The 20943-nt window shown below is 38.5% G+C and carries 21 protein-coding genes; 19 read left to right on the top strand and 2 right to left on the bottom strand.

Annotated elements, in window-relative coordinates:
* The first annotated feature begins 123 nt into the window (after nt 1-123).
* From ACSU6B_RS05190 to ACSU6B_RS05170, 5 genes are all read left to right on the top strand, one after another.
* Entirely contained in the window at nt 124-1731 is a 1608-nt protein-coding gene (locus ACSU6B_RS05190) for an ATP-binding protein (RefSeq protein ID WP_410883346.1), read from the top strand.
* Complete coding sequence (locus ACSU6B_RS05185; RefSeq protein ID WP_410883302.1) at nt 1724-2407, top strand: response regulator; 684 nt, start codon at nt 1724-1726, stop codon at nt 2405-2407. The genes ACSU6B_RS05190 and ACSU6B_RS05185 overlap by 8 nt, the downstream gene beginning before the upstream one ends.
* Before the next feature lie 191 nt (nt 2408-2598).
* Nucleotides 2599-3891, top strand: a complete 1293-nt coding sequence (locus ACSU6B_RS05180; protein ID WP_215003391.1) for a CitMHS family transporter — start codon at nt 2599-2601, stop codon at nt 3889-3891.
* Between the two features lie 59 nt (nt 3892-3950).
* Nucleotides 3951-4100 (top strand): hypothetical protein, encoded by a 150-nt coding sequence (locus ACSU6B_RS05175; RefSeq protein ID WP_179195770.1) that lies wholly within the window; start codon nt 3951-3953, stop codon nt 4098-4100.
* 146 nt (nt 4101-4246) lie between these two features.
* Complete coding sequence (locus ACSU6B_RS05170; RefSeq protein WP_215003389.1) at nt 4247-5170, top strand: AEC family transporter; 924 nt, start codon at nt 4247-4249, stop codon at nt 5168-5170.
* A 58-nt stretch (nt 5171-5228) separates the two neighbouring features.
* Here the strand turns inward: ACSU6B_RS05170 and ACSU6B_RS05165 are convergent, their stop codons facing one another.
* Nucleotides 5229-5885, bottom strand: a complete 657-nt coding sequence (locus ACSU6B_RS05165) for a Crp/Fnr family transcriptional regulator (protein WP_410883299.1) — start codon at nt 5883-5885, stop codon at nt 5229-5231.
* Nucleotides 5882-6517, bottom strand: coding sequence for a Crp/Fnr family transcriptional regulator (locus tag ACSU6B_RS05160; RefSeq protein WP_410883297.1), 636 nt, complete (start codon nt 6515-6517; stop codon nt 5882-5884). Before ACSU6B_RS05160 ends, ACSU6B_RS05165 begins: the two co-directional genes overlap by 4 nt.
* A gap of 379 nt (nt 6518-6896) precedes the next feature.
* On the opposite strand from ACSU6B_RS05160, the gene ACSU6B_RS05155 reads away from it, so the two are divergent.
* The 14 genes from ACSU6B_RS05155 to ACSU6B_RS05090 all read left to right on the top strand — a co-directional run bounded on the left by ACSU6B_RS05155 (nt 6897) and on the right by ACSU6B_RS05090 (nt 20819).
* Complete coding sequence (locus tag ACSU6B_RS05155) at nt 6897-8375, top strand: 4-hydroxyphenylacetate 3-hydroxylase family protein (protein WP_410883295.1); 1479 nt, start codon at nt 6897-6899, stop codon at nt 8373-8375.
* Between the two features lie 32 nt (nt 8376-8407).
* Entirely contained in the window at nt 8408-8932 is a 525-nt protein-coding gene (locus tag ACSU6B_RS05150) for an FAD synthetase (protein WP_410883293.1), read from the top strand.
* 61 nt (nt 8933-8993) lie between these two features.
* Nucleotides 8994-9560, top strand: a complete 567-nt coding sequence (locus ACSU6B_RS05145; RefSeq protein ID WP_410883291.1) for an NADPH-dependent FMN reductase — start codon at nt 8994-8996, stop codon at nt 9558-9560.
* Nucleotides 9561-9594: 34 nt separating this feature from the next.
* On the top strand, nt 9595-10134 hold the full coding sequence (locus ACSU6B_RS05140; protein ID WP_410883289.1) for a 3-hydroxyanthranilate 3,4-dioxygenase: 540 nt from the start codon (nt 9595-9597) through the stop codon (nt 10132-10134).
* A complete protein-coding gene (locus tag ACSU6B_RS05135; protein ID WP_410883344.1) occupies nt 10125-11129 on the top strand; it encodes an amidohydrolase family protein in 1005 nt (334 codons plus the stop codon). Before ACSU6B_RS05140 ends, ACSU6B_RS05135 begins: the two co-directional genes overlap by 10 nt.
* A 22-nt stretch (nt 11130-11151) precedes the next feature.
* Nucleotides 11152-11625: a RidA family protein gene (locus ACSU6B_RS05130; protein ID WP_410883342.1), complete on the top strand. Its 474-nt coding sequence runs from the start codon at nt 11152-11154 to the stop codon at nt 11623-11625.
* Nucleotides 11618-13084, top strand: coding sequence for an aldehyde dehydrogenase (locus ACSU6B_RS05125; protein WP_410883287.1), 1467 nt, complete (start codon nt 11618-11620; stop codon nt 13082-13084). Before ACSU6B_RS05130 ends, ACSU6B_RS05125 begins: the two co-directional genes overlap by 8 nt.
* A 71-nt stretch (nt 13085-13155) precedes the next feature.
* A complete protein-coding gene (locus ACSU6B_RS05120; protein ID WP_410883285.1) occupies nt 13156-13935 on the top strand; it encodes a 2-keto-4-pentenoate hydratase in 780 nt (259 codons plus the stop codon).
* A 46-nt stretch (nt 13936-13981) separates the two neighbouring features.
* Nucleotides 13982-14773 carry a 2-keto-4-pentenoate hydratase gene (locus tag ACSU6B_RS05115; RefSeq protein ID WP_410883283.1) on the top strand — a complete coding sequence of 264 codons (792 nt, stop codon included), beginning with the start codon at nt 13982-13984 and terminating at the stop codon, nt 14771-14773.
* A gap of 49 nt (nt 14774-14822) precedes the next feature.
* Nucleotides 14823-16094 carry a kynureninase gene (kynU, locus tag ACSU6B_RS05110; RefSeq protein WP_410883281.1) on the top strand — a complete coding sequence of 424 codons (1272 nt, stop codon included), beginning with the start codon at nt 14823-14825 and terminating at the stop codon, nt 16092-16094.
* 24 nt (nt 16095-16118) lie between these two features.
* Nucleotides 16119-17546 (top strand): amino acid permease, encoded by a 1428-nt coding sequence (locus ACSU6B_RS05105; protein WP_410883279.1) that lies wholly within the window; start codon nt 16119-16121, stop codon nt 17544-17546.
* A gap of 56 nt (nt 17547-17602) precedes the next feature.
* The gene (gene kynA / locus ACSU6B_RS05100; RefSeq protein ID WP_410883277.1) at nt 17603-18451 is read left to right on the top strand and encodes a tryptophan 2,3-dioxygenase; all 849 of its coding nucleotides are present in this window, start codon (nt 17603-17605) and stop codon (nt 18449-18451) included.
* Nucleotides 18452-18665: 214 nt separating this feature from the next.
* The gene (locus tag ACSU6B_RS05095; RefSeq protein WP_410883275.1) at nt 18666-19436 is read left to right on the top strand and encodes a L,D-transpeptidase family protein; all 771 of its coding nucleotides are present in this window, start codon (nt 18666-18668) and stop codon (nt 19434-19436) included.
* A gap of 171 nt (nt 19437-19607) precedes the next feature.
* A complete protein-coding gene (locus tag ACSU6B_RS05090; RefSeq protein WP_410883273.1) occupies nt 19608-20819 on the top strand; it encodes a GNAT family N-acetyltransferase in 1212 nt (403 codons plus the stop codon).
* Nucleotides 20820-20943: the final 124 nt, after the last annotated feature.

Here is a 20943-nt window from a genome sequence, read left to right as displayed (position 1 = left end):
AACTATCATGTGATAGTTTCTTTTTTTCTCAAATGGGAGGCCTTCCACAAAGAAATCTTCTAATATAAGATATAATGTACATTGTAGTTATCCATACAGTTTAACAAGGAGGGGGAAAACAGCCTGAAAACAAGAAAAATATCACTCCAGACCAAAATATTTGGGCTGGTCCTATTACTGGGATTATTGTTGATCCTGCTGCTGACCACATTTTTCAGCTATATGGAAAGTAAACAAATAGAGGAAAATAAGGGAAGGCTGGCACTGGAAATCTCTCGAACGGTTTCATTCATACCGCCCATTATCACCGCCTTTCAAACAAGTGACCCATCGAAAACAATTCAGCCCATCGCCGAAAAGATTCGCACTGAAACTGGTGCTGAATTCGTTGTTATAGGAAACAAAAATGGAATAAGATATTCGCACCCTTTAAAATCTTTGATCGGGAAGAAAATGACAGGTGGAGATAACGAAAGGGCCATTAAAAATCAGGAATATTATGTATCTAAGGCAAAGGGGTCACTTGGACCTTCAATTAGAGGTAAATCTCCTATTTTCAACAAAAAGGGAGAGGTAATTGGAATCGTTTCTGTTGGATTTTTGCTTGAAGATATCCATCAGCAAATCTTGAAAACTGTCACCAAGGTACTTCTTGTATCACTCTTTGCTGTTTTGATTTCACTGATCGGTAGTATCTTGCTAGGACGGAATATCCGTAAAGATACAATGGGGCTTGAACCTTATGAGATTGCCGCACTTTATAAAGAAAAGAACGCAGTACTTCATGGAGTAAAAGAGGGGATTTTAGCCATAGATAATGAGGGCTACATAACGATGATGAATCAACCCGCCAAAAGACTTTTACATATTAAGGGATCTGTCCGCCATCTAAAAGTAGATGGGTTGTTTCCTTCTGACTATTTATATGAGGTATTAAAATCGGGAAATCCACAAGTTGATAAAGAAATGGTCTGGAAAGATAAAACAGTGATCGTCAACTGTACGCCACTCTTTGAAGCGTCTGGGATAAGTGGAGTGGTTGCTTCGTTTCGTGATAAAACAGAAATTGAGCAAATGGTAAACACCCTATCAGAAGTAAATAGATATTCGGAAGATCTGCGTGCGCAAACACATGAATATTCCAATAAATTATATGTGTTATTAGGTCTTCTTCAGCTAGGAGAATATGAACAGGCAATCGATATGATTCAAACGGAAACACAGGTATTGCAATTTCAGAATTCTATTGTTTTTAACCATATTAAAGATACGAAAGTACAGGCCATCCTTTTAGGGAAACTTGGAAAAGCCTCAGAAAAGAAAGTTAAGTTTGAGGTTGTATCGGACAGCTATTTAGAGGCATTGCCATCCCATTTTAAGCTATCCAATCTAATAGTCATTCTTGGAAACTTAATAGACAATGCCTTCGAAGCTGTCTTTGGTTTCGATTCTCCGACAGTTAAATTTTTCGTTACTGATATAGGTAGCGATATCATTTTTGAGATTGCTGATAATGGGAAGGGACTTACTGAAAAAGAAATTCCGCTTCTATTTGACAGGGGCTATACTTCTAAAAAAGGAGCTGAGCCTAGGGGATTTGGCCTATCGAATGCTGAGGAGGCAGTGTTAGATATGAATGGGATGATTGAGGTGCAAAGTACCCCGGAAAGTGGGACTGTCTTTACAGTTTACCTTCCAAAGGAATACGAGAGGAGACAAACACTTGACTAGGATAAAAGTAGCCATAGCTGAAGATGATTTTCGAGTTGCCGATATCCATGAGAAATTTTTAACAAAGTTTAATGAAATTGATGTTGTTGGTAAATCATTGAATGGTGATCAGACCCTTCAAATTCTGATGGAGAAAACCCCTGATTTATTGATTCTCGATGTGTATATGCCTGATATGCTCGGATCCGATCTACTCCCAATTATCCGAGAGCGTTTTCCAAGGGTTTGTATAATTATGATCACAGCAGCGACCGATAAAGTTTTCCTAGAAAAAGCATTAAGCTACGGAGTAGAAAATTATTTGATTAAACCTGTAAATAAGGAAAGATTTGACGAAGTCATTTTAGAATATATAAAAAAACACTCGCTCCTAACTTCCAGACAAGATGTAGACCAGAATTATGTTGACCTCCTGTTTGGTAATAAAAAGATTGAAAAGGTGGGAAGGGGCACAGGATTACCTAAAGGAATTGATGAAATCACACTTGGAAAGGTGAAAAACGCACTTCAGATTAATAACCAAGGCCTTTCCGCTGAAGAAGTGGGAAAGGAAATTGGGGCATCCCGAATTACTGCACGCCGATATTTAGAATATCTATCCTCCATTAAGGAAGCAAAAGCGGAGGTGGTTTATGGTATTGTCGGGAGGCCGGAAAGAAAATATTATCCTGTTTAGTAAGGGTGCCTAAAGGCATCCTTTTTTAATGTGTAAACCATTTAAGGAAACTCCAGTAGTCAGAAAGGATTCTACCGTGAACAATATGAACAAAATATAGATTAATATACGATAATAACTTTATTTTGGAAACGTTTTCACCTTAGAATATTTAGATTATTATTAATTTACTAACAAAAGGGGTGGAATAGATGCTGGCAACTTTAGGATTTTTAATGATTATTATTTTTATGGTATTAATTATGACAAAACGCTTATCCGCAATGATTGCTCTAATGGTGATACCTGCTGTATTTGCATTGATAGGCGGATTCGGAAAAGAAATGGGACCAATGGCGCTTGAAGGTATAAAAAGCGTGGCACCAACAGGAATCATGATTCTATTTGCGATTCTCTTCTTTGGAATCATGATAGATGCAGGGGTTTTTGATCCTATCATTTCGACAATCTTGAAATTCGTAAAAGGGGATCCCGTAAAAATAGCGATTGGAACAGCAGTTCTTGCGTTAATAATCTCTCTTGATGGTGACGGAACAACTACATATATGATCACCATTTCTGCCATGCTTCCTTTGTATAAACGTATTGGCATGAAACCATTGGTACTTGCAGGGATCGCTGTATCATCTTCAGGTGTTATGAACCTTCTTCCTTGGGGAGGACCAACAGCTAGAGCAATGACAGCATTGCATCTAGAGATGGGAGATATTTTTACTCCGGTAATTCCTAGTATGGTGGGGGGAGTGTTGTTTGTATTATTTATGGCCTACTGTCTTGGTAGAAAAGAGCGTAAACGGATAGGTGTTATGGAAATTGATTATAGCACATTGTCTTTGATGGCAGCTACATCTGAGGCTGCTTTCCTTAAACGTCCCAAATTAATTCTTGTAAACTATCTGCTAACTATTCTGCTTTTAGTTGCACTAATCCAAGAAATGCTGCCTACAACGGTATTATTTATGATTGGATTTGCAATTGCGATCACCATCAATTATCCAAATCTAAATGAACAAAAAGAACGGATTATGCACTACGCTGATAATGCACTATCAGTTGTGTCAATGGTTTTTGCTGCAGGTATTTTTACAGGTATTCTTTCTGGGACAAAAATGGTTGATGCCATGGCAACTACGATGATCTCTCATATTCCAGATGCCTTGGGCTCCCATTTTGCTATGATTACTGCGATTATTAGTGCACCATTAACATTTTTTATGTCCAACGATGCATTTTATTACGGTGTTTTGCCATTACTTGCCAAAGCAGGAAGTGTCTATGGAATTGATCCGGCTGCAATTGGACGAGCGTCACTCATGGGGATGCCAGTACATTTATTAAGTCCTCTCGTACCTTCGACTTACTTATTAGTCGGTATGGTTGGAGAAGAATTCGGAGACTTGCAGAGAGCATTCTTTAAATGGGCATGTGGATCCACAGCGGCTATGATTTTTGTTGCTATAATTTTGTCCATTTTTCCCTTTTAATTAAAATTTGCTGAATTCTCATGAAAATCATTTAATAATTTGACTGGAGATGAATGATTATGTGGATACTCACTGTCTATTCAGAAGGAAAAATCCCTGCGTTGTTTGAATATAATACAGAAAAAGAAGCTTTAGAAGCTTTTAATAAAGTAAAAGGTTGTAAGATTCTCTCAGAGGTTATTTACTATAACGATACTAAAATATCTTAAACTTTCAAGTATATAGGTACTATTAAACAGACTGTGTAACCTCTTTGCTTTGTTGGAAACTCCAACTAAGCAAGGAGGTTTCTTATGTATCAATATGCTGCAGTCTAGCAGTCCCGCTGCATTAGGTTTTAATTGGAGGGAAATTTTTGAGTGTTTTACTTCTTATCATATTAAATGTCATTTTACCTGTTTTTTGTCTTATTGGAATTGGTGCGTTTTTACATCGAAAAATTACATTTGATATGAATACATTATCAAAATTAAATAACTATTTGCTCATGCCTGCTGTAAGTTTTGTCAACATTTATCAGACTAAAATGGAGGGAGAAACAGTCTTAAATATTCTTACTTTCTTAGTAATCCAAAGTCTTTGTCTTATTTTCTTCAGTACCATCATATCTCGATTAGCCAAATTTGATAATAGACTATCTTCGACCTTCAAAAACAGTGTGATACTAAACAATTCTGGGAATTTTGGGTTACCTGTAAGTCAACTTGTATTTCAGCATAATCCACTTGGTTTATCCATCCAAGTGGTGGTAATGATTTATCAAAATCTTCTTACCAATACATATGGGTTGTTTAATTCAATAAGAGTAAATTACAAAGGTTTACAAGCAATGAAAGTATTTATGAAAAATCCAGTTGTTTATGCCTTTTTGTTAGGTTTGGTTTTTAATTCACTTTCTATCAAAATCCCAAAATACTTGTGGACTCCGATTGAAAATATTTCAAATGCCTTTGTGGCTGTGGCACTGGTTACGCTCGGTGCACAAAGTGCTTTTTTAAAAATAAATCGATTCTCCATCTCACTTATTCTAAGTCTCTTTGGCCGTTTAATACTTTCTCCCTCCATCGCGATGATCATTATATTACTTTTAAAATTGGATGGAACGACGGCACAGGCTTTATTTATTGCAAGCTCGTTCCCAACTTCAAGAAACAGTGCTCTTTTCGCTTTAGAATACGGAAATCACCCAGAATATGCAGCACAAGTGGTCTTATTGTCTACATTACTAAGCATGATTACTGTGACTACGGTTGTATATTTGTCGACAATATTATTTTAATCGTTCGAAGACTAGTGGAACAGAAGCAGGAACCCTTTATGGCGCCTGCTTCTTTTATCTATAGAGATAACATTAATACATCCAAGTTCGAAATGTCGATTGCACCAGAGTCTCGGATAGCTTTTAATTGATTAATATCTAGGATGTCAATTGTACGGGTTGATATTTGGATCCATTGTTGGCTTTTCCATTTATTCAGTATTTTATTAACCGTTATTCTAGAGGTACCTATGTAACGGGCAAATGACGTTTGGTCGATTGAAAAATTACCATTTTCGCTTACTAACTTTAATAGGAAGTGGGCCATTTGCTGCTCAACAGGAGAATTAAGAAAGGAAATAATTTCTGCAAGAATCCTAAATTTATAGATTAGTGAGTTGGTGAAAATACACGCTGCCTCAGGATGTTCCTCGCAAATCATGAATAAAGTCTCATCAGAAAAAAAATAGATCTCAGATGAACTACTCGAGGTGGCTGAGGTTAAATAGGGTTCATTTTTCACACCGTGCTCCCCAAATAGCATTCCTTCTGGTACATAATTCACCGTCCGTTCCACACCTTCTTGTGAGAGAAGGGTTATCTTTATCCCACCCTTAGATAAGTAGAAAAAACCCTTGCCTTCACTTCCCTGATGGTAAACAACTGAATTTTCCTCAATCTCTAGTTTTTTTCCATATTTTAAAAAGGGGCTCCACGAATATCGAAGATTTTTCATATTATCACCTTACCAAGAAGCTTTTTTAATTCATCAGGTTTCTTTATTAAAAACTTCTTACCACGACTCTCAATAATTTCTTCAGCTTTCCATTGTTTTATAATCTTATATAAGGTGATTCTCGTTAAGCCTGTGCATTTTGTAAGGTCTTGTTGTGTGAGAGGAACTTCGTAATTCTTAAATTCGTAACAAATATTTAGTAGTATCACCGACAGTTGCTGTTCTGGTGTGAGAGAGTCCAAATAAATTTTATCAGCTAATATGTGCATTTTATGAATAACGGTTTTGATAAAAATGTTAAGGATAGAAGGTTGAGCTTTAATTAATTTTTGAAAATGTTCACATGAGAAAAAATAGAGAATAGAGTCATTTACTGCCGTTGCGGTAGTAAAATGTGGCTGTCGGTCCATCGCTTGAACTCCTAATAGCTGCCCTGGAATAGTGATGTTTAACAAACGCTCTTTTCCAATCGAAGTGGTAGTCGTTACTTTAATTAATCCCTTTTGGATATAATAAAATCCATCCCCGAGCGTCCCTTGCTGGTAAATAGCTGATTTCTCTTTGAAGAATTGTCTAGTACCAAACTGCAAGCATGATTCCCAATTAATATCACTGTCAAACAAGATTGCCAACTAATCAACTCCTAAGTGAAATGTATGTAAAAAGACAATAAAACTGTAAATCTAGGAAATATGTAATTAATCAAATGCTATAAAATAGTGACACTAAATTGTTAACGCTTACATATGGATGCAAGGAAAAAGTGTATATGCGTTAACCACTTAACAACAGTGTAAAAGATTAAAGATAGAAAATCAATATTGGGTGGATGAAGTCTAGCATATATAAAAAGAAGCAGCTCATATCATTTGTATTTAGAATGATGTGTGTTGCTTTATTTGTTTCAATAAAATGAAAATTTTATTTTTTTAGAAAAAATGTTAATCAGACTACAATGACTCAACAAAATCAATTTTATAATGAAAATATGAAATAAAAGGAGGATGTTTTATGGGAATTCGTACAGGAGCACAGTATATCGAGGCGTTAAAATCCCGAAATCCAGAAGTTTGGTTATCAGGAAAAAAAGTGAAAAATATCTTTGAAGAGCCTGTTTTTCATCAGCCAATTCTTCAAATTGCAAAACTATATGATATGCAGCATGACTCCAAGTATCAAGAGGACATAACTCATTTTTGTGAAGAAACGGGCGAAAGAATCTCGAATGCATTCTTGGTCCCAAAAAGCTATCAAGATTTAGCAGCACGGAGAAGAACGTTTGAAGAGTTTTCCAAAGCGACGTTTGGTTTAATGGGAAGGACTCCTGATTTCTTAAATGTGGTCGTTACATCCATGGCGAGTAATTCAGAGTTCTTGGACAAATACAATCCAGAATGGGGAAAAAACATTCGATCGTATTATAAGCATATCCGCGATAATGATTTATTTTTAACTCATGCAATTATTAATCCGCAAAATGACCGCAGTAAATCGTCACACGAACAACAGGATATGTTCACCCATTTAGGTGCTGTTAAAGAAACACCTGATGGCTTAATTGTAAGAGGAGCGAAAATGTTAGCTACCCTTGCACCGATTACTGACGAAGTAATTGTTTATTCTTTTCCTGGATTTAAGCCTGGTGATGAGCGCTATGCACTTGCGTTCGCACTGCCACTTGATACTCCAGGTCTTCGCATTATCTGCCGTGAAGCAATGCAGGATGGGACGCGTTCTGTTTATGACCACCCATTAGCATCAAGATTCGAAGAAATGGATGCGGTCTTAGTCTTTAATGATGTTTTAGTACCTTGGGATCGTGTATTCCTGTATAACAATGTTGAAGCAGCAAATTTACTTTATCCGAAAACAGGAATCGCTCAGCAGCCAGCCCATCAGTCTGGTGTAAGAGGGTTAATCAAACTACAATTTGCAACCGAAGTGGCTTGTAAAATCGCCGACTCCATCGGTGTTGATGCCTACCTAAATGTACAAAATGATTTAGGAGAATTAGTCCAATCGGTTGAATCAATTAGGGCATTACTAAGAATTTCAGAGTATGAACATGAAGTAACTGCTACTGGGGAAGCGATGCCAGCCTATGCACCACTAGAAACAATTCGAGGATTGCTTCCAAAAATGTACCCACGTGCAATTGAAGTGATCCAAATCATTGGTGCAGGTGGCCTACTAATGTCTCCAACAGATGCCGATTTCGAGAATCCGGAATTAAGAGAGGATCTAGAGAAGTATTATCTTGGAAGAGAGGGAGTTTCAGCAGAAGAACGCGTTCATCTCTTTAAGCTAGCATGGGATTTATGTGGCGAGGCATTTGGACAAAGAGTTCTTCAATACGAACGCTATTATACTGGCGATCCAATTCGTAAAAGAGCGATTTTCTATAACAACCACAAAAAGCAGAATTCCTTTGAGCTGGCTGATGAAGCAATGAAAATATTTAATCGAAAAAATGAGGTTACAAGCTTATAAAAGCAAATCAAAAGGAAGAGGAGGTGTGAACGATGCAAACGCTAAAAGATGGAGTTTTGACATTATCTGGTTCGGTGATTGCCATTGGTGCTTTTGATGGAGTCCATAAAGGACATCAAGCCGTGATTAAGCAAGCTGTGGAAAAGAGTCGGGTTTATCAAGTTCCTAGCGTTGTATATACTTTCGACCCGCCTCCTCGAAATTTTTTTAAGGGAGTTCAAATTTTGTCACCAATTCAGGAAAAGGTCAGCAGGATAGCGAAGTTAGGTGTGGATTATATCATCGTTGCCAGCTTTGATGAATGGTATGCCACCCGTCCCCCTGAAGATTTTATTTGTGAATTATCTAAGCTTAACCCGGTAGAGATCTCAGTTGGTTCTGATTTTCATTTTGGAAAAAACAGAGCTGGGGATGTAAATCTTTTAGAAAAGTATTTTCATATTAATATCACTCCCCCAGTTTATTGTAAGGGCGGAAAACTTATTTCATCGACAAGAATCCGTCAGTTAATTGCAGAGGGAGATTTCCAGCAGTCCTATTCATTACTTGGAATGTAAACTGGAATAAAGTAAATGAGTTTATGTGATAACTACTCAGCATTAGAAGGGGGTTCACTCTATGAAGTTATTAGGAATTTCAGGCACAATTATTGGAGCAAAGACAAGTATTGTTGTTCAAAAGGTATTAGAGGAAGTCAAGAAACATAATCCAAACGTTAAAGTAGAATTGTTGGATTTAAGAGATTATGATGTGCAGTTCTGTGATGGACGAAATCCTTCAGCCTATACAGGTGACACGAAAAAAGTTCTCGATATTGTTAATTCTGCTGACTTCTATATTATCGGAACTCCGATTTTCCAGGGATCATTAGCAGGTCCACTCAAAAATTTATTTGATTTAATTAATCCACAGGATATTCGCAACAAAGTAATTGGTTTTGTTGCAACAGGTGGAACGTACCAGCATTTCCTTGTGATTGAAAATCATTTGAAGCCAATCGCAGGATTTTTCCGGGCTTTTGTGGCACCAGGTTATGTCTATGTCAATAATGATCATTTTAATAAAGAAAATGAAATTATCGATTCTGAGGTTCTTACTAGAATTACTGCGTTAGCCAAAGAAGTCGTCTTCATGCAGGAGGCATTAAAATCAACAGAGGAAAAATTTGCAACAATAAATGGATAAGCTTTTGTATTTAAAGTTGAGAGGAGAAGATTTTATGACAAACCCATTAAAACCAATTAATCTTTGGGGATTTATTGAAGAAAATAAGGATTTACTTAAGCCGCCAGTAAATAATAAAGTAGTTTGGAAGAATTCTGAACTAATGTTCATGGTCCTCGGAGGTCCAAACAAACGACGTGATTTTCATGTGGACCCATCTGAAGAGATATTTTATCAATTAAAAGGTGATTGCTACGTTGAAATTATTAATGGGGAAGGTAAAAGAGAAGTAATTACGGTGAGAGAAGGAGAAGTATTTCATCTCCCTCCAAATGTTCCCCACTCCCCACATCGGGTCGCTGATACAATTGGAATCGTTATTGAACGTGACAGAGCTGAAGGGGAATTAGAGGATTTTGTTTGGTTCTGTGATGAATGTGATCATGAAATGCACCGAGTTTCCGTCCAATTAACGAATATCGAAGTGCAGGTAAAAGAAGCAATTCATGGATTTAACAGTAATTTAGAATTGCGATCTTGTAAGAACTGTGGACACATCATGGCCGTAGAAGCGAGTGAATGGAAATGCGAGTAGATTTTCATACACATATCATTCCTGAAAATTTTCCAGACTTTACGAAAAAGTACCAAAACGATAAGTGGCCAGTACTCCAGCCTACTTGCTCTTGCGGTGCTAATATAATGGTGGCTGGGAAGGTTTTTCGAGAAGTGACCGACCAAGTTTGGAGTCCAGAAAAAAGGATTCACGATATGGATGTAGAAAATGTAGATATACAAGTTTTATCGCCAATTCCTGTAACGTTTTCCTATTGGGCGCCTACAGAAGAAGCGGTAGTTATGGCTAGATTTCAAAATGATTTCATCGCTGAAACAGTAGCCCAGCATCCCACCAAGTTTATTGGTTTAGGGACGGTTCCGCTGCAAAATGTCGAAGAAGCGATTCGTGAACTAGACCGCTGTATACATCAACTTGGCTTAAAAGGGATTGAGATTGGCACAAACATTAATGGCAAAAATTTAGACGATGAATCATTAATTGATTTCTTTGCGATGTGTGAGAAATGGAATGTTCCAATATTTGTTCATCCATGGGAAACACTGGGAGGAGATCGTTTTTCCTCCCATAACTTAATGTATACGGTTGGAATGCCAAGTGAAACAGCATTGGCTGCAGCAAGTCTGATTCTAGGAGGTGTCATTGAGAAATTTCCAAAACTTAAAATTTGTTTTTCTCATGGAGGCGGGTCACTTCCTTACATTCTCCCTAGACTTGATCATGGTTGGAATGTTTGGCCGCATTTGCAGCTCACGGCGCATCCTCCAAGTTTTTATGCCAAGAAATTTTTCTATGATTCAATCGTAAATAACCCTGTAAATATTAAATTCTTAGTCGAAAAATTTGGTGCTGAACAAGTCATCATGGGATCGGATTACCCATTCTTACTACGGGAAACTCCACCAGGGAAGATTATTGATGACACCTTAACACTAAGCGAAGAACAGAAAAGAGCAATGTTAGGTGAAAATGCACTAAGATTTTTAAATATACCGGTTAATTTATTAATTTAATAGGAAATGAGATGAGAAGATGATAGACAAGGTGATCACCCCAGAGGAGAGATTAGAGGAACTTGGATTAAAGCTTCCAGCACTCCGGCCCGCATCTGGTAATTATGTAAGTTGTGTTCGGACAGGGAATCTTATTTTCACATCAGGACAAGGTACAGATGAATACCGTGGAAAACTTGGTGAAGATGTATCGATAGAAGTAGGCTATCAAGCAGCAAGACAATGTATGCTTAATCTATTAGCAGTAGTCAAAAATGAACTGGGTGACCTTAGCAAAGTGAAAAGGATTGTTAAAATCCTTGGTATGGTCAACAGCACGCACGATTTTAAAGACCATCCTAAAGTAATGAATGGATCCTCCGATTTGTTGGTAGAAGTGTTTGGTGAAAAGGGAAGGCATGCGAGATCAGCAGTAGGGATGTCCCAGCTGCCACACAATAACGCTGTTGAAGTTGAGATGATTGTAGAAGTTGAGAATGGTGATCTCGATGAGTAAAGTCCTAGAAAAACAACTTCAAATTAACGATGCCAAGCTTTTTATTAATGGAGAATATGTAAGCGCTATTTCAGGAGAAACCTTTGACACGACTAATCCAGCCACGAATCAAAAATTAGCTGCTGTCGCTAGTGCAAGTGAGCAAGATGTAGAAAGAGCGATTCAGGTCGCAAAGCGTACCTATGATAGTGGTATTTGGAGTAAAATGCCAGTCGAAGAAAGAGCAAAGATCTTGTGCAGAATGGCAGATCTTGTCATGGAACGTGTCGAAGAGTTAGCGCTAATTGAAACATTAGATGTGGGTAAGCCCATTAGAGAAAGCAGAGATTTTGATATCCCGCGTGCCGCATCAAACTTAAGATTCTTTGCAGAAATGGCAAAATACATTAATCACGAGCATTACGAACAATCCAAGCATATGAGCTATACCAAATATTCACCAGCAGGTGTCACAAGCTTGATCATTCCTTGGAATTTACCATTCATGCAAATGACTTGGAAAGTTTCAGCTGCGTTAGCTGCTGGTAATACGGTGATCGTTAAGCCTGCTTCCTATACACCACTCAGTGCGGTCATGTTAGGTGAAATTGCCAACGAAGCAGGATTACCGCCAGGCGTGTTGAATATACTAACAGGTCCAGGTGGAACAGTAGGAACGGCAATGACCACTCATCCATACGTTCGCAGGATTTCTTTTGTAGGGGAGAGTTCCACTGGTAAAACAGTTATGAGAAATGCAGCATCCCAGTTAATTCCGGTATCATTAGAATTAGGTGGTAAATCCGCCAATATCGTATTTGAGGATGCCGACTTAGATGAAGCAGTCGCAGGCTCAATCGAAGCAATTTTTAGAAATCAAGGGGAAATCTGCTTAGCCGGTTCTCGACTATTGGTGCAAGAATCGGTTTATGATAAATTCCTAGAAAAATTTGTTACTGCTGCTAAGAACATCAAAGTGGGCGATCCATTGGATGAAACTACGGATATGGGTGCACTTATATCAAAAGGTCACTTAGAAACGGTTGACAACTATGTGCAAATTGGAATTTCTGAAGGTGCGAAACTTGCTGCAGGCGGTAAGCGTGTGGCAGGATTGTCACAAGGAAACTTTTACGAGCCAACCGTGCTCTATGATGTAAATAACAAAATGAGAGTTGCACAGGAAGAAATCTTTGGCCCGGTATTAGTCGTCATTCCATTTAAAACGGAAGAGGAAGCGATTCAAATTGCCAACGATTCGATTTATGGTTTGGCAGGAGTCGTTTGGTCAAATGATTTAAGACGTGCACATCGTGTAGCTTCTCAAATCGATTCAGGCTTATTCTGGATCAATTGCTGGTACTATCGTGATTTAAGAACGCCATTTGGTGGTTCAAAGGCGAGTGGTATTGGTAGGGAAGGCGGACGTCACAGTTTTGAATTTTACACGGAGGCCAAGACGATTACAATGAAATTATAAGATTAAAAGTAAAGGGTGGCTGAATGGCCACTTTTTATCTATTAATATAGAAAAGGAAGGTGTTGGAAGAAATGGGGTTATTAGTAGAAAAGATTGCAAAAGAATTAATCGACGCAGAAAATCTTCAATATTCTGTCGCACCACTAACGGAGCGCTTTTCCGAGTTGGATGTAAGCGATGCCTATCAAATCCAACTCGAAGTCATCGGTAAAAAGTTAAAAGAAGGACATAAAGTGATTGGGAAAAAGGTTGGGCTAACAAGTAAAGCAATGCAGCAAATGCTTGGCGTCGATGAACCTGATTACGGCCACCTTTTAGATACTATGAAAATAGACGATGAATCAACGATAAAAATTGCTGATTTTATCAGTCCGAAGGTTGAGGCGGAAATTGGTTTTATTTTGGAAGAAGACTTGGTTGGCCCAAATGTGAATTATCTAGATGTGTTAATGGCAACAAAATATGTAGTTCCAACCATTGAGATTATTGACAGCCGTATTTCAGATTGGAAAATCAAGTTGGTTGATACGGTGGCAGATAATGGCTCGTCAGCAAGAGTAGTCGTTGGGAAAAAGCTGAGCAAGATTGCAGGCTTGGATTTGCGAGCCCAAGGAATGGTCCTTTATAAAAATGATGAGCTTATGGCTTCGGGAACTGGAACTGCTGCTCTAGGACACCCCGCCCAAGCCGTCGCATGGTTAGCCAATAAATTGCATGAATTTGGGATTACTCTTAAAGCAGGTGAGTTAATTCTTCCCGGAGCACTTTCTGGTGCGATTGCAGTAAAAGAAGGTGACACGATACTAGCAGATTTTGGCCCGTTAGGTAATGTATCTGTAACATTTAAGTAAGTAAGTTTTTTCTCGAATAAAAATTATTAAAAGTGGAGGTTCCATTATGACAATATTGCAGGGAACAGAACAAGAAATCGTAGGCTACCTATTAGCTGCAGAAAAGGAAAAGCGGGAAGTCGAAAAAATCACCACTAGTTACCCTGATTTAACATTTGAGCATGCTTATGAAATACAACAAAAATTAATCGAGCAAAAAGAACAGGAGGGACTTCGCCGAATTGGAGTGAAACTCGGTTTAACAAGTAAGGCAAAGCAAGAGATGATGGGTGTCCATGAAGCCATCTACGGGTATTTAATGGATGATATGCTTGCACCTGAATGGGAACCAGTCCAATTTAGCAGTTTTATTCATCCCAAAGCAGAACCGGAAATTGCTTTCTTGATTAATGAAGACATCCAAGGGACAAGCGTTACAGCCGAAGATATTTTAAAGGTGACGAAATATGTGGCACCAGCGATCGAAATTATTGATAGCCGTTATTTAGATTTCAAGTTTACTCTCGTAGACGTCGTTGCGGATAACTGTTCTTCCTCCAAATTTATAGTAGGGAACAAATGGGTATCGCCGGATGCTCTAAACCTGAAAGAAATTGGCGTATATATGTCTAAAAATTCAGAGGTTGCAACAACTGGGACCAGTGCTGCCGTATTAGGAGATCCAGCTGCTGCGGTTGCTTGGGCTGTAAACAAGCTCGGAGAAACTGGGCGGGGATTGAAGAAAGGTGATATCGTTCTTAGCGGTGCGATAACGGAAGCGATTAGCTTTCAACCCGGTGATACGATTTTGGCACAATTTGCAGATCTAGGCAGTGTCTCATTCTCTTGCAAATCATAGTTCCCTTCATGCCCTAATTAAAATGACACAAGATTCGAGGAGGAATAATATGCTTTTCACTTTAGAGTACGCAAAACAATTGGATCAAGAAGATATACTGAACAGATTTCGAGAAGAATTTTACATAAAGCCGAATTCCATTTATATGGATGGGAATTCATTGGGGTTGCTTTCGAAAAGAGCAGAACGGACGCTGTTGGAGTCTTTAAATGATTGGAAAGAGCATGGAATTGATGGTTGGATGAGTGGGAACCACCCTTGGTTTTTTTTATCGGAAAAATTAGGAGAGATGATGGCTCCTTTAGTAGGTGGTTCAGCAAATGAAGTGATTGTAACCGGGTCCACAACCGTCAATTTGCATCAGTTAGTTGCTACTTTTTATAAGCCAGAAGGAACAAGGACTAAAATTTTGGCTGACGAATTAACCTTTCCATCAGATATTTATGCACTTCAAAGTCAGCTGCGTATTCATGGATTTGATCCCGATACACATCTTATTCGTGTAAAAAGTCGGGATGGTCGCTTTTTAGAGGAAGAAGATATTATCGAAGCGATGACTGATGAAATTGCGCTTATCATTTTGCCGACAGTACTCTATCGAAGCGGCCAAATCTTGGATATGAAGCGTCTGACAGCTGAAGCGAACAGAAGAGGGATATTAATCGGTTTTGATGGATGTCATTCGATCGGAGCAATTCCGCATTCGTTTAGTGAATGGGGTGTAGATTTTGCGTATTGGTGCAATTATAAACATTTAAATGGTGGTCCGGGTAGTGTTGGAGGTTTATATGTGAATTCTAAACACTTTGGCACAGCCCCTGGTCTTGCCGGCTGGTTTGGTTCCAAAAAAGAGAAACAATTTGACATGGAGCATTCTTTAACACCGGCTGATTCTGCAGGAGCCTATCAAATCGGGACACCACATGTGTTGAGTCTTGCCCCTTTACTTGGCGCGTTGGAGATTTTTGCAGAAGCAGGGATTGAAAAAATCCGCGCTAAGTCACTTAAAATTAATCAATTTCTAATGGACCTACTCGAACAAGAGTTATCTGATATGGGATTAAAAATAGGAAACCCTGTCGAAGATGTCCGTCGGGGTGGTCATGTAAGTTTAGAGCATAAAGAAGCCGCACGTATTTGTAAAGCGTTGAAAGAAAATGGTGTCATACCTGATTTCCGTGCTCCAAACATCATTCGTCTTGCGCCAGTTGCGCTTTATACCTCGTATAAAGAGGTTTGGGAAGTGGTCCAAATTCTTAAGAAAATTATGACTGATAAGCAATATGAAAAGTTTAAGAATGAACGAGAAGTTGTTGCTTAACCTAATGGAACGAGGAGGAATTATATGGCGAACAATAAAACTCATTTGAAAAATGGAAATGGTTCAGAAAATGGTTTGAAGCGTGAATTAAAAACAAATCAACTTACAATGATAGCTATGGGATGTGCGATTGGAACGGGCCTTTTCCTAGGAAGTGGACTTGCCATTAGTACAGCTGGTCCTAGTGTATTAATCAGTTATGCCATTGGTGCTTTCATTGTCTTACTTTTAATGGGATGTTTATCAGAAATGACTGTTGCCCATCCAACATCAGGGTCGTTTGGTACTATTTCTGAGAAGTATATTAGCCCGTTCGCTGGTTATCTTGTCCGCTATTCCTATTGGATTGCAAACGTACTTGCGGTTGGGGTAGAGGTAAGTGCAATCGCGGTATATATGAAGTTCTGGTTTCCAGATGTGCCTGGGTTTGTCTGGATATTATTGTTCGCAGCTGTTTTGATTTATGTAAATGCAACAAGTGTAAATACATTTGCAACATTTGAGTATTGGTTTTCAATGATCAAAATTAGTGCCATCGTGGGATTTATTCTCCTTGGAGCCTACGTTTTCCTTGGAGGTTCGGCTAAGCCGGATATGGGACCTGAAAACTTTGTGAATGACGGAGGTTTCTTACCGTTCGGCATGTGGGGAATGTGGGTCGCTATCTTTATTTCACTTTTTAGCTTTTTGGGTACAGAATTGATCGCAGTTACTGCTGGGGAAGCGAAAGATCCAGATGTTGCCGTGCCGAAAGCTCTGAAAGCAACCGTTTTCCGTTTATCGACATTTTATATTATTACTCTTGGCATCATGTTAATGATTGTTCCGTGGAAATCCGCAGGAGTGGAGGAAAGTCCTTTCGTAAAGGTTATGGAACTCTTAAATATCCCAGGTGCAAGTGGAATTATGAATTTTATTATTTTGACAGCTGCACTGTCAGCGATGAACAGTCAGTTATATGCTTCAACTCGGATGATCTTTTCACTATCACGAGGAAATTATGCACCAGCCTTTTTAGGTAAATTAAGCAAACAAGGTGTACCATTAAGTGCTCTTGCTATATCTACACTAGGTATTTTTCTTGCGGCAGCTGTAAATGCATTATTACCAGACTCGTCATACGCATTTATGATGGGGATTTCCATGTTTGGTGCGATATTCACGTGGTTTATGGTGTTTGTTTCTCATTTGTTTTTCCGAAAAAAGTGGGAGAAGGCAGGCGGCCGGAAATTGCCAGTTAAAATGGTTGGTTTTCCATATTTGACGATATTAGGAGCGGTACTTCTACTGAGTTTAATGATCACCACCTGGTTTACAGGTTTTAAAATCATGCTACAATTCGGTGTTCCTTGGTTACTGTTTTTATCTGCAGCCTATTTTATTTTTAATAAAAGAAGAAACAATCCTGAAAAGAACGAGTCAGATGCTGTTCTTAATAAAAAGGTAAATTAACGTGGTAAATTCTCATAAATAACTTAACTACAATAGAATGATGGAGGTCTAATACAATGAATTCACAAGAAAAAAACACAAATAATGGACTAGAGAAAACGATTCAAACAGATTTTCAAAAAGCGATGTCATACGGGGATTATCTCCATCTTGATAAAATCTTATCCAGTCAGCATCGGCAGTCAGATCACCATGATGAAATGTTATTTATCGTTATCCATCAAGCTAGTGAATTATGGATGAAGTTGATTATTCATGAATTGTCTGCGGCGATTGAGTATATTCAAAACAACGATTTGGAGCCATCATTCAAAATCCTGTCGCGTGTTTCAAGAATTCAGCAGCAATTAATTCAGTCATGGAGTGTTCTATCGACGCTGACGCCTTCTGAGTATTTGGAGTTTAGGGATAAATTGGGTCAATCGTCAGGATTCCAGTCTTATCAGAACCGTTTGATTGAATTTGCATTAGGAAATAAAAATGTTCATACACTAGCAGTCTATCAGCACCAAACAGAGTTATACGAAAAAATGCAGGACGCTCTTCATCAACCTAGTATTTATGATGCTGCAATAAATGCTCTTGTTGCACGTGGTTTACCTATTGATCATGAGGTTCGCCATCGGGATTTGTCCAAAAACTATGAGCCGAATGCTAGTGTCGAAGAAGCATGGCTAACAGTCTATCGAAATGTCGATCAATACTGGGATTTATACGAGTTGGCAGAGAAGTTAGTAGATATTGGCAATCAACAGCAATTATGGCGCTTTAATCATATGAGTACGGTGGAAAGAATCATTGGTCATAAGCAGGGGACCGGTGGGTCGTCTGGTGTGACCTATTTAAAAAGAGTCCTAGATCAGCAATTTTTCCCAGAGCTGTGGAGTTTAAGAACAAAGCTTTAGATTGAAAAGGATGGGGTACAATAGGCCGCAAAACCTTGTTTTGCGGTTTTCTTATAAGATTAATAGGTGTTTCTGATTCCCGTAAAGAGGGAAAAATCGGCACTAAACTACTTTTAGCCCAAATTGTAATATCTTTAACAAAATTGTAATTTGTACAAGCCCTTCCGACATAAGATACACGGATGAGTATTTATGTCGTATTGGAGGGGTTAGATTGCAAAAAAAGTGGTTAATTCTTTTTGTATTTGCTTTTTTTATGTTGTCTAGTTTTTTTGTTGGTGTCCCGACAGGTTCTGCAGCTTCCAGTGGAAAATTTATTATCATTAACAAGACTATCAATCGGCTCGCATACTTTGAAAATGGTAAGTTTATAAAACAGTTCAAAGTAGGAACAGGGAGAAAAAAATCGTATACACCAGAGGGCAGGTTCAAAATTGTAGTTAAGATTAAGAACAGGCCATACTATAAGGGGCATATACCAGGTGGAGACCCTCGAAATCCACTCGGTAACCGCTGGCTTGGTTTGAATGCTCGTGGAACTTGGGGGACAACATATGCGATTCATGGTAACAACAATCCAGCCTCCATTGGAGGGTACGTAAGCAGCGGCTGTATTCGGATGTATGATAATGAGGTAGAATGGCTGTTTAATCAGGTGCCAACAGGTACCACAGTTATCATCACATCGTCAGGGAAATCTTTCAATGCAATTGCGGCAGCCAATGGGTATAAAGTTAATGGCGGGTCTAGTGCACCATCTGTTCCTGTTAGTTCCAGTGGAGAAATCCTTAAAAAAGGCAGTCGGGGTCCTGCCGTCCAAGAGCTTCAGCGCAAGCTGACCTCACTTGGATACAGTACGAAAGGTGTAGATGGTGTCTTTGGAGCAAACACAGATAGTGCCGTCCGCAAATTTCAACAGGCCCGTAAATTAACAGTGGATGGAGTTGTGGGGCCAGCCACGAAAAAAGCGCTTGGAATTAAATAATAAATATAAACTAGTTGCTCCAATTGATGAGCAACTTTTTTTGTATAATAATAAAAACAAAAACACTTTATTATTACCAAAAATAAAACGGATGAAAAAGAAGAAAATTACACAAATTTAATATAAAAACCTTTACATAGAGTAAGATTTTAAATTTTTGGAGGTAATGGTATGAGTCGATTGGACAGGCTCAAGATGGAGAAAGTGGAACCGAAACATTGGAGGCAGTTCAACGAGTTATTGCGTTATGTGTTCCAAGTGACCAAAAAAGACTTACAAACAGTGGGTTGGGAGGAACGTGAAATAGCATTAGCAAAACTGCCTGTTTTGGAACAGGCAGATGTGTTGGGTTGGTTTGATGGTGAAAAATTAATCTCCCAAGTAGCTGTCTATCCCTTTCAAATAAATATTTTTGGACGAACATTTGAGATGGGAGGCTTGACAGGTGTAGGCACCTATCCGGAATACGCAAATTTGGGATTAATGAATAAGTTGATTTGGCAAGCGCTTGCAGATATGAAAGAAAGAAAACAATCCATTTCCTATTTATATCCATATTCATTACCTTTTTACCGGAAAAGAGGTTGGGAGATCATTTCCGATAAGATGACCTTCGAAGTCAAAGACTATCAATTGCCTAAGGTAAAAAAAGTGACAGGCTATGTTGATCGGCTAACTACCGATCATCCTGATATTAAATCGGTTTACAAACTCTTTTCTCGTAAACGACATGCCGCTATGATTCGAAATAATTTGGCCTGGGAGGAGTATTGGAGATGGGATTTGGAGGATTTAACAGCAGCTGTTTATTATGATAGTTCCCACCAGCCCCAAGGGTATTTGTTGTACTGGATTTCACATGATGTGCTTCATATAAAAGAAATGGTCTATATGAATGAAGAGGCACGGATTGGACTCTGGAATTTCATCAGTGCCCATTTTTCTATGGTTTCAAAAGTTTTAGGGGCAATCTATACGGATGAACCATTGGCATTTTGGCTGGAAGACGGAGATATTAAAGAAACAATCGCACCCTATTTTATGGCAAGAATTGTGGATGTTAAACAGTTTATAAATCAATACCCGTTTAGAGAGCCAGGCATAGATATAAACCTGACGATTTTGCTTAATGATCCACTACTTGAGTGGAACCAGGGGTTATTCACACTCCATGTTTCCGCCACAGGTCAGGGAGAACTAACTCAAAGTGAGGATCAGCCTCTAGTGGCTGTTGATATCCAGACACTGACGACAATGTTACTCGGGTACAAACGACCATCCTATTTGGCAGCTATCGGCCGATTAACCAGCAATGACCAAACCGTGGAGATATTGGAAAATTTAATTGAACGACAGACTCCATATTTCTCAGATTATTTTTGAATTAGATAAAGAAACAGTTAATTTCCTCTTTCGAAAAAATATGAAAGAGGATTTTTATTTATTAATTGTTAAAAATAAATATACCAACAAAGGGCAAATATAGTTTATTATTATGGAATAATAT

It is taken from the genome of Neobacillus sp. C211 (assembly GCF_051842875.1).
Lineage (GTDB): Bacteria > Bacillota > Bacilli > Bacillales > Cytobacillaceae > Neobacillus.
The sequence above is the reverse complement of the archived record's forward strand: the minus strand, read 5'-3'. Positions and strand labels throughout refer to the sequence as shown.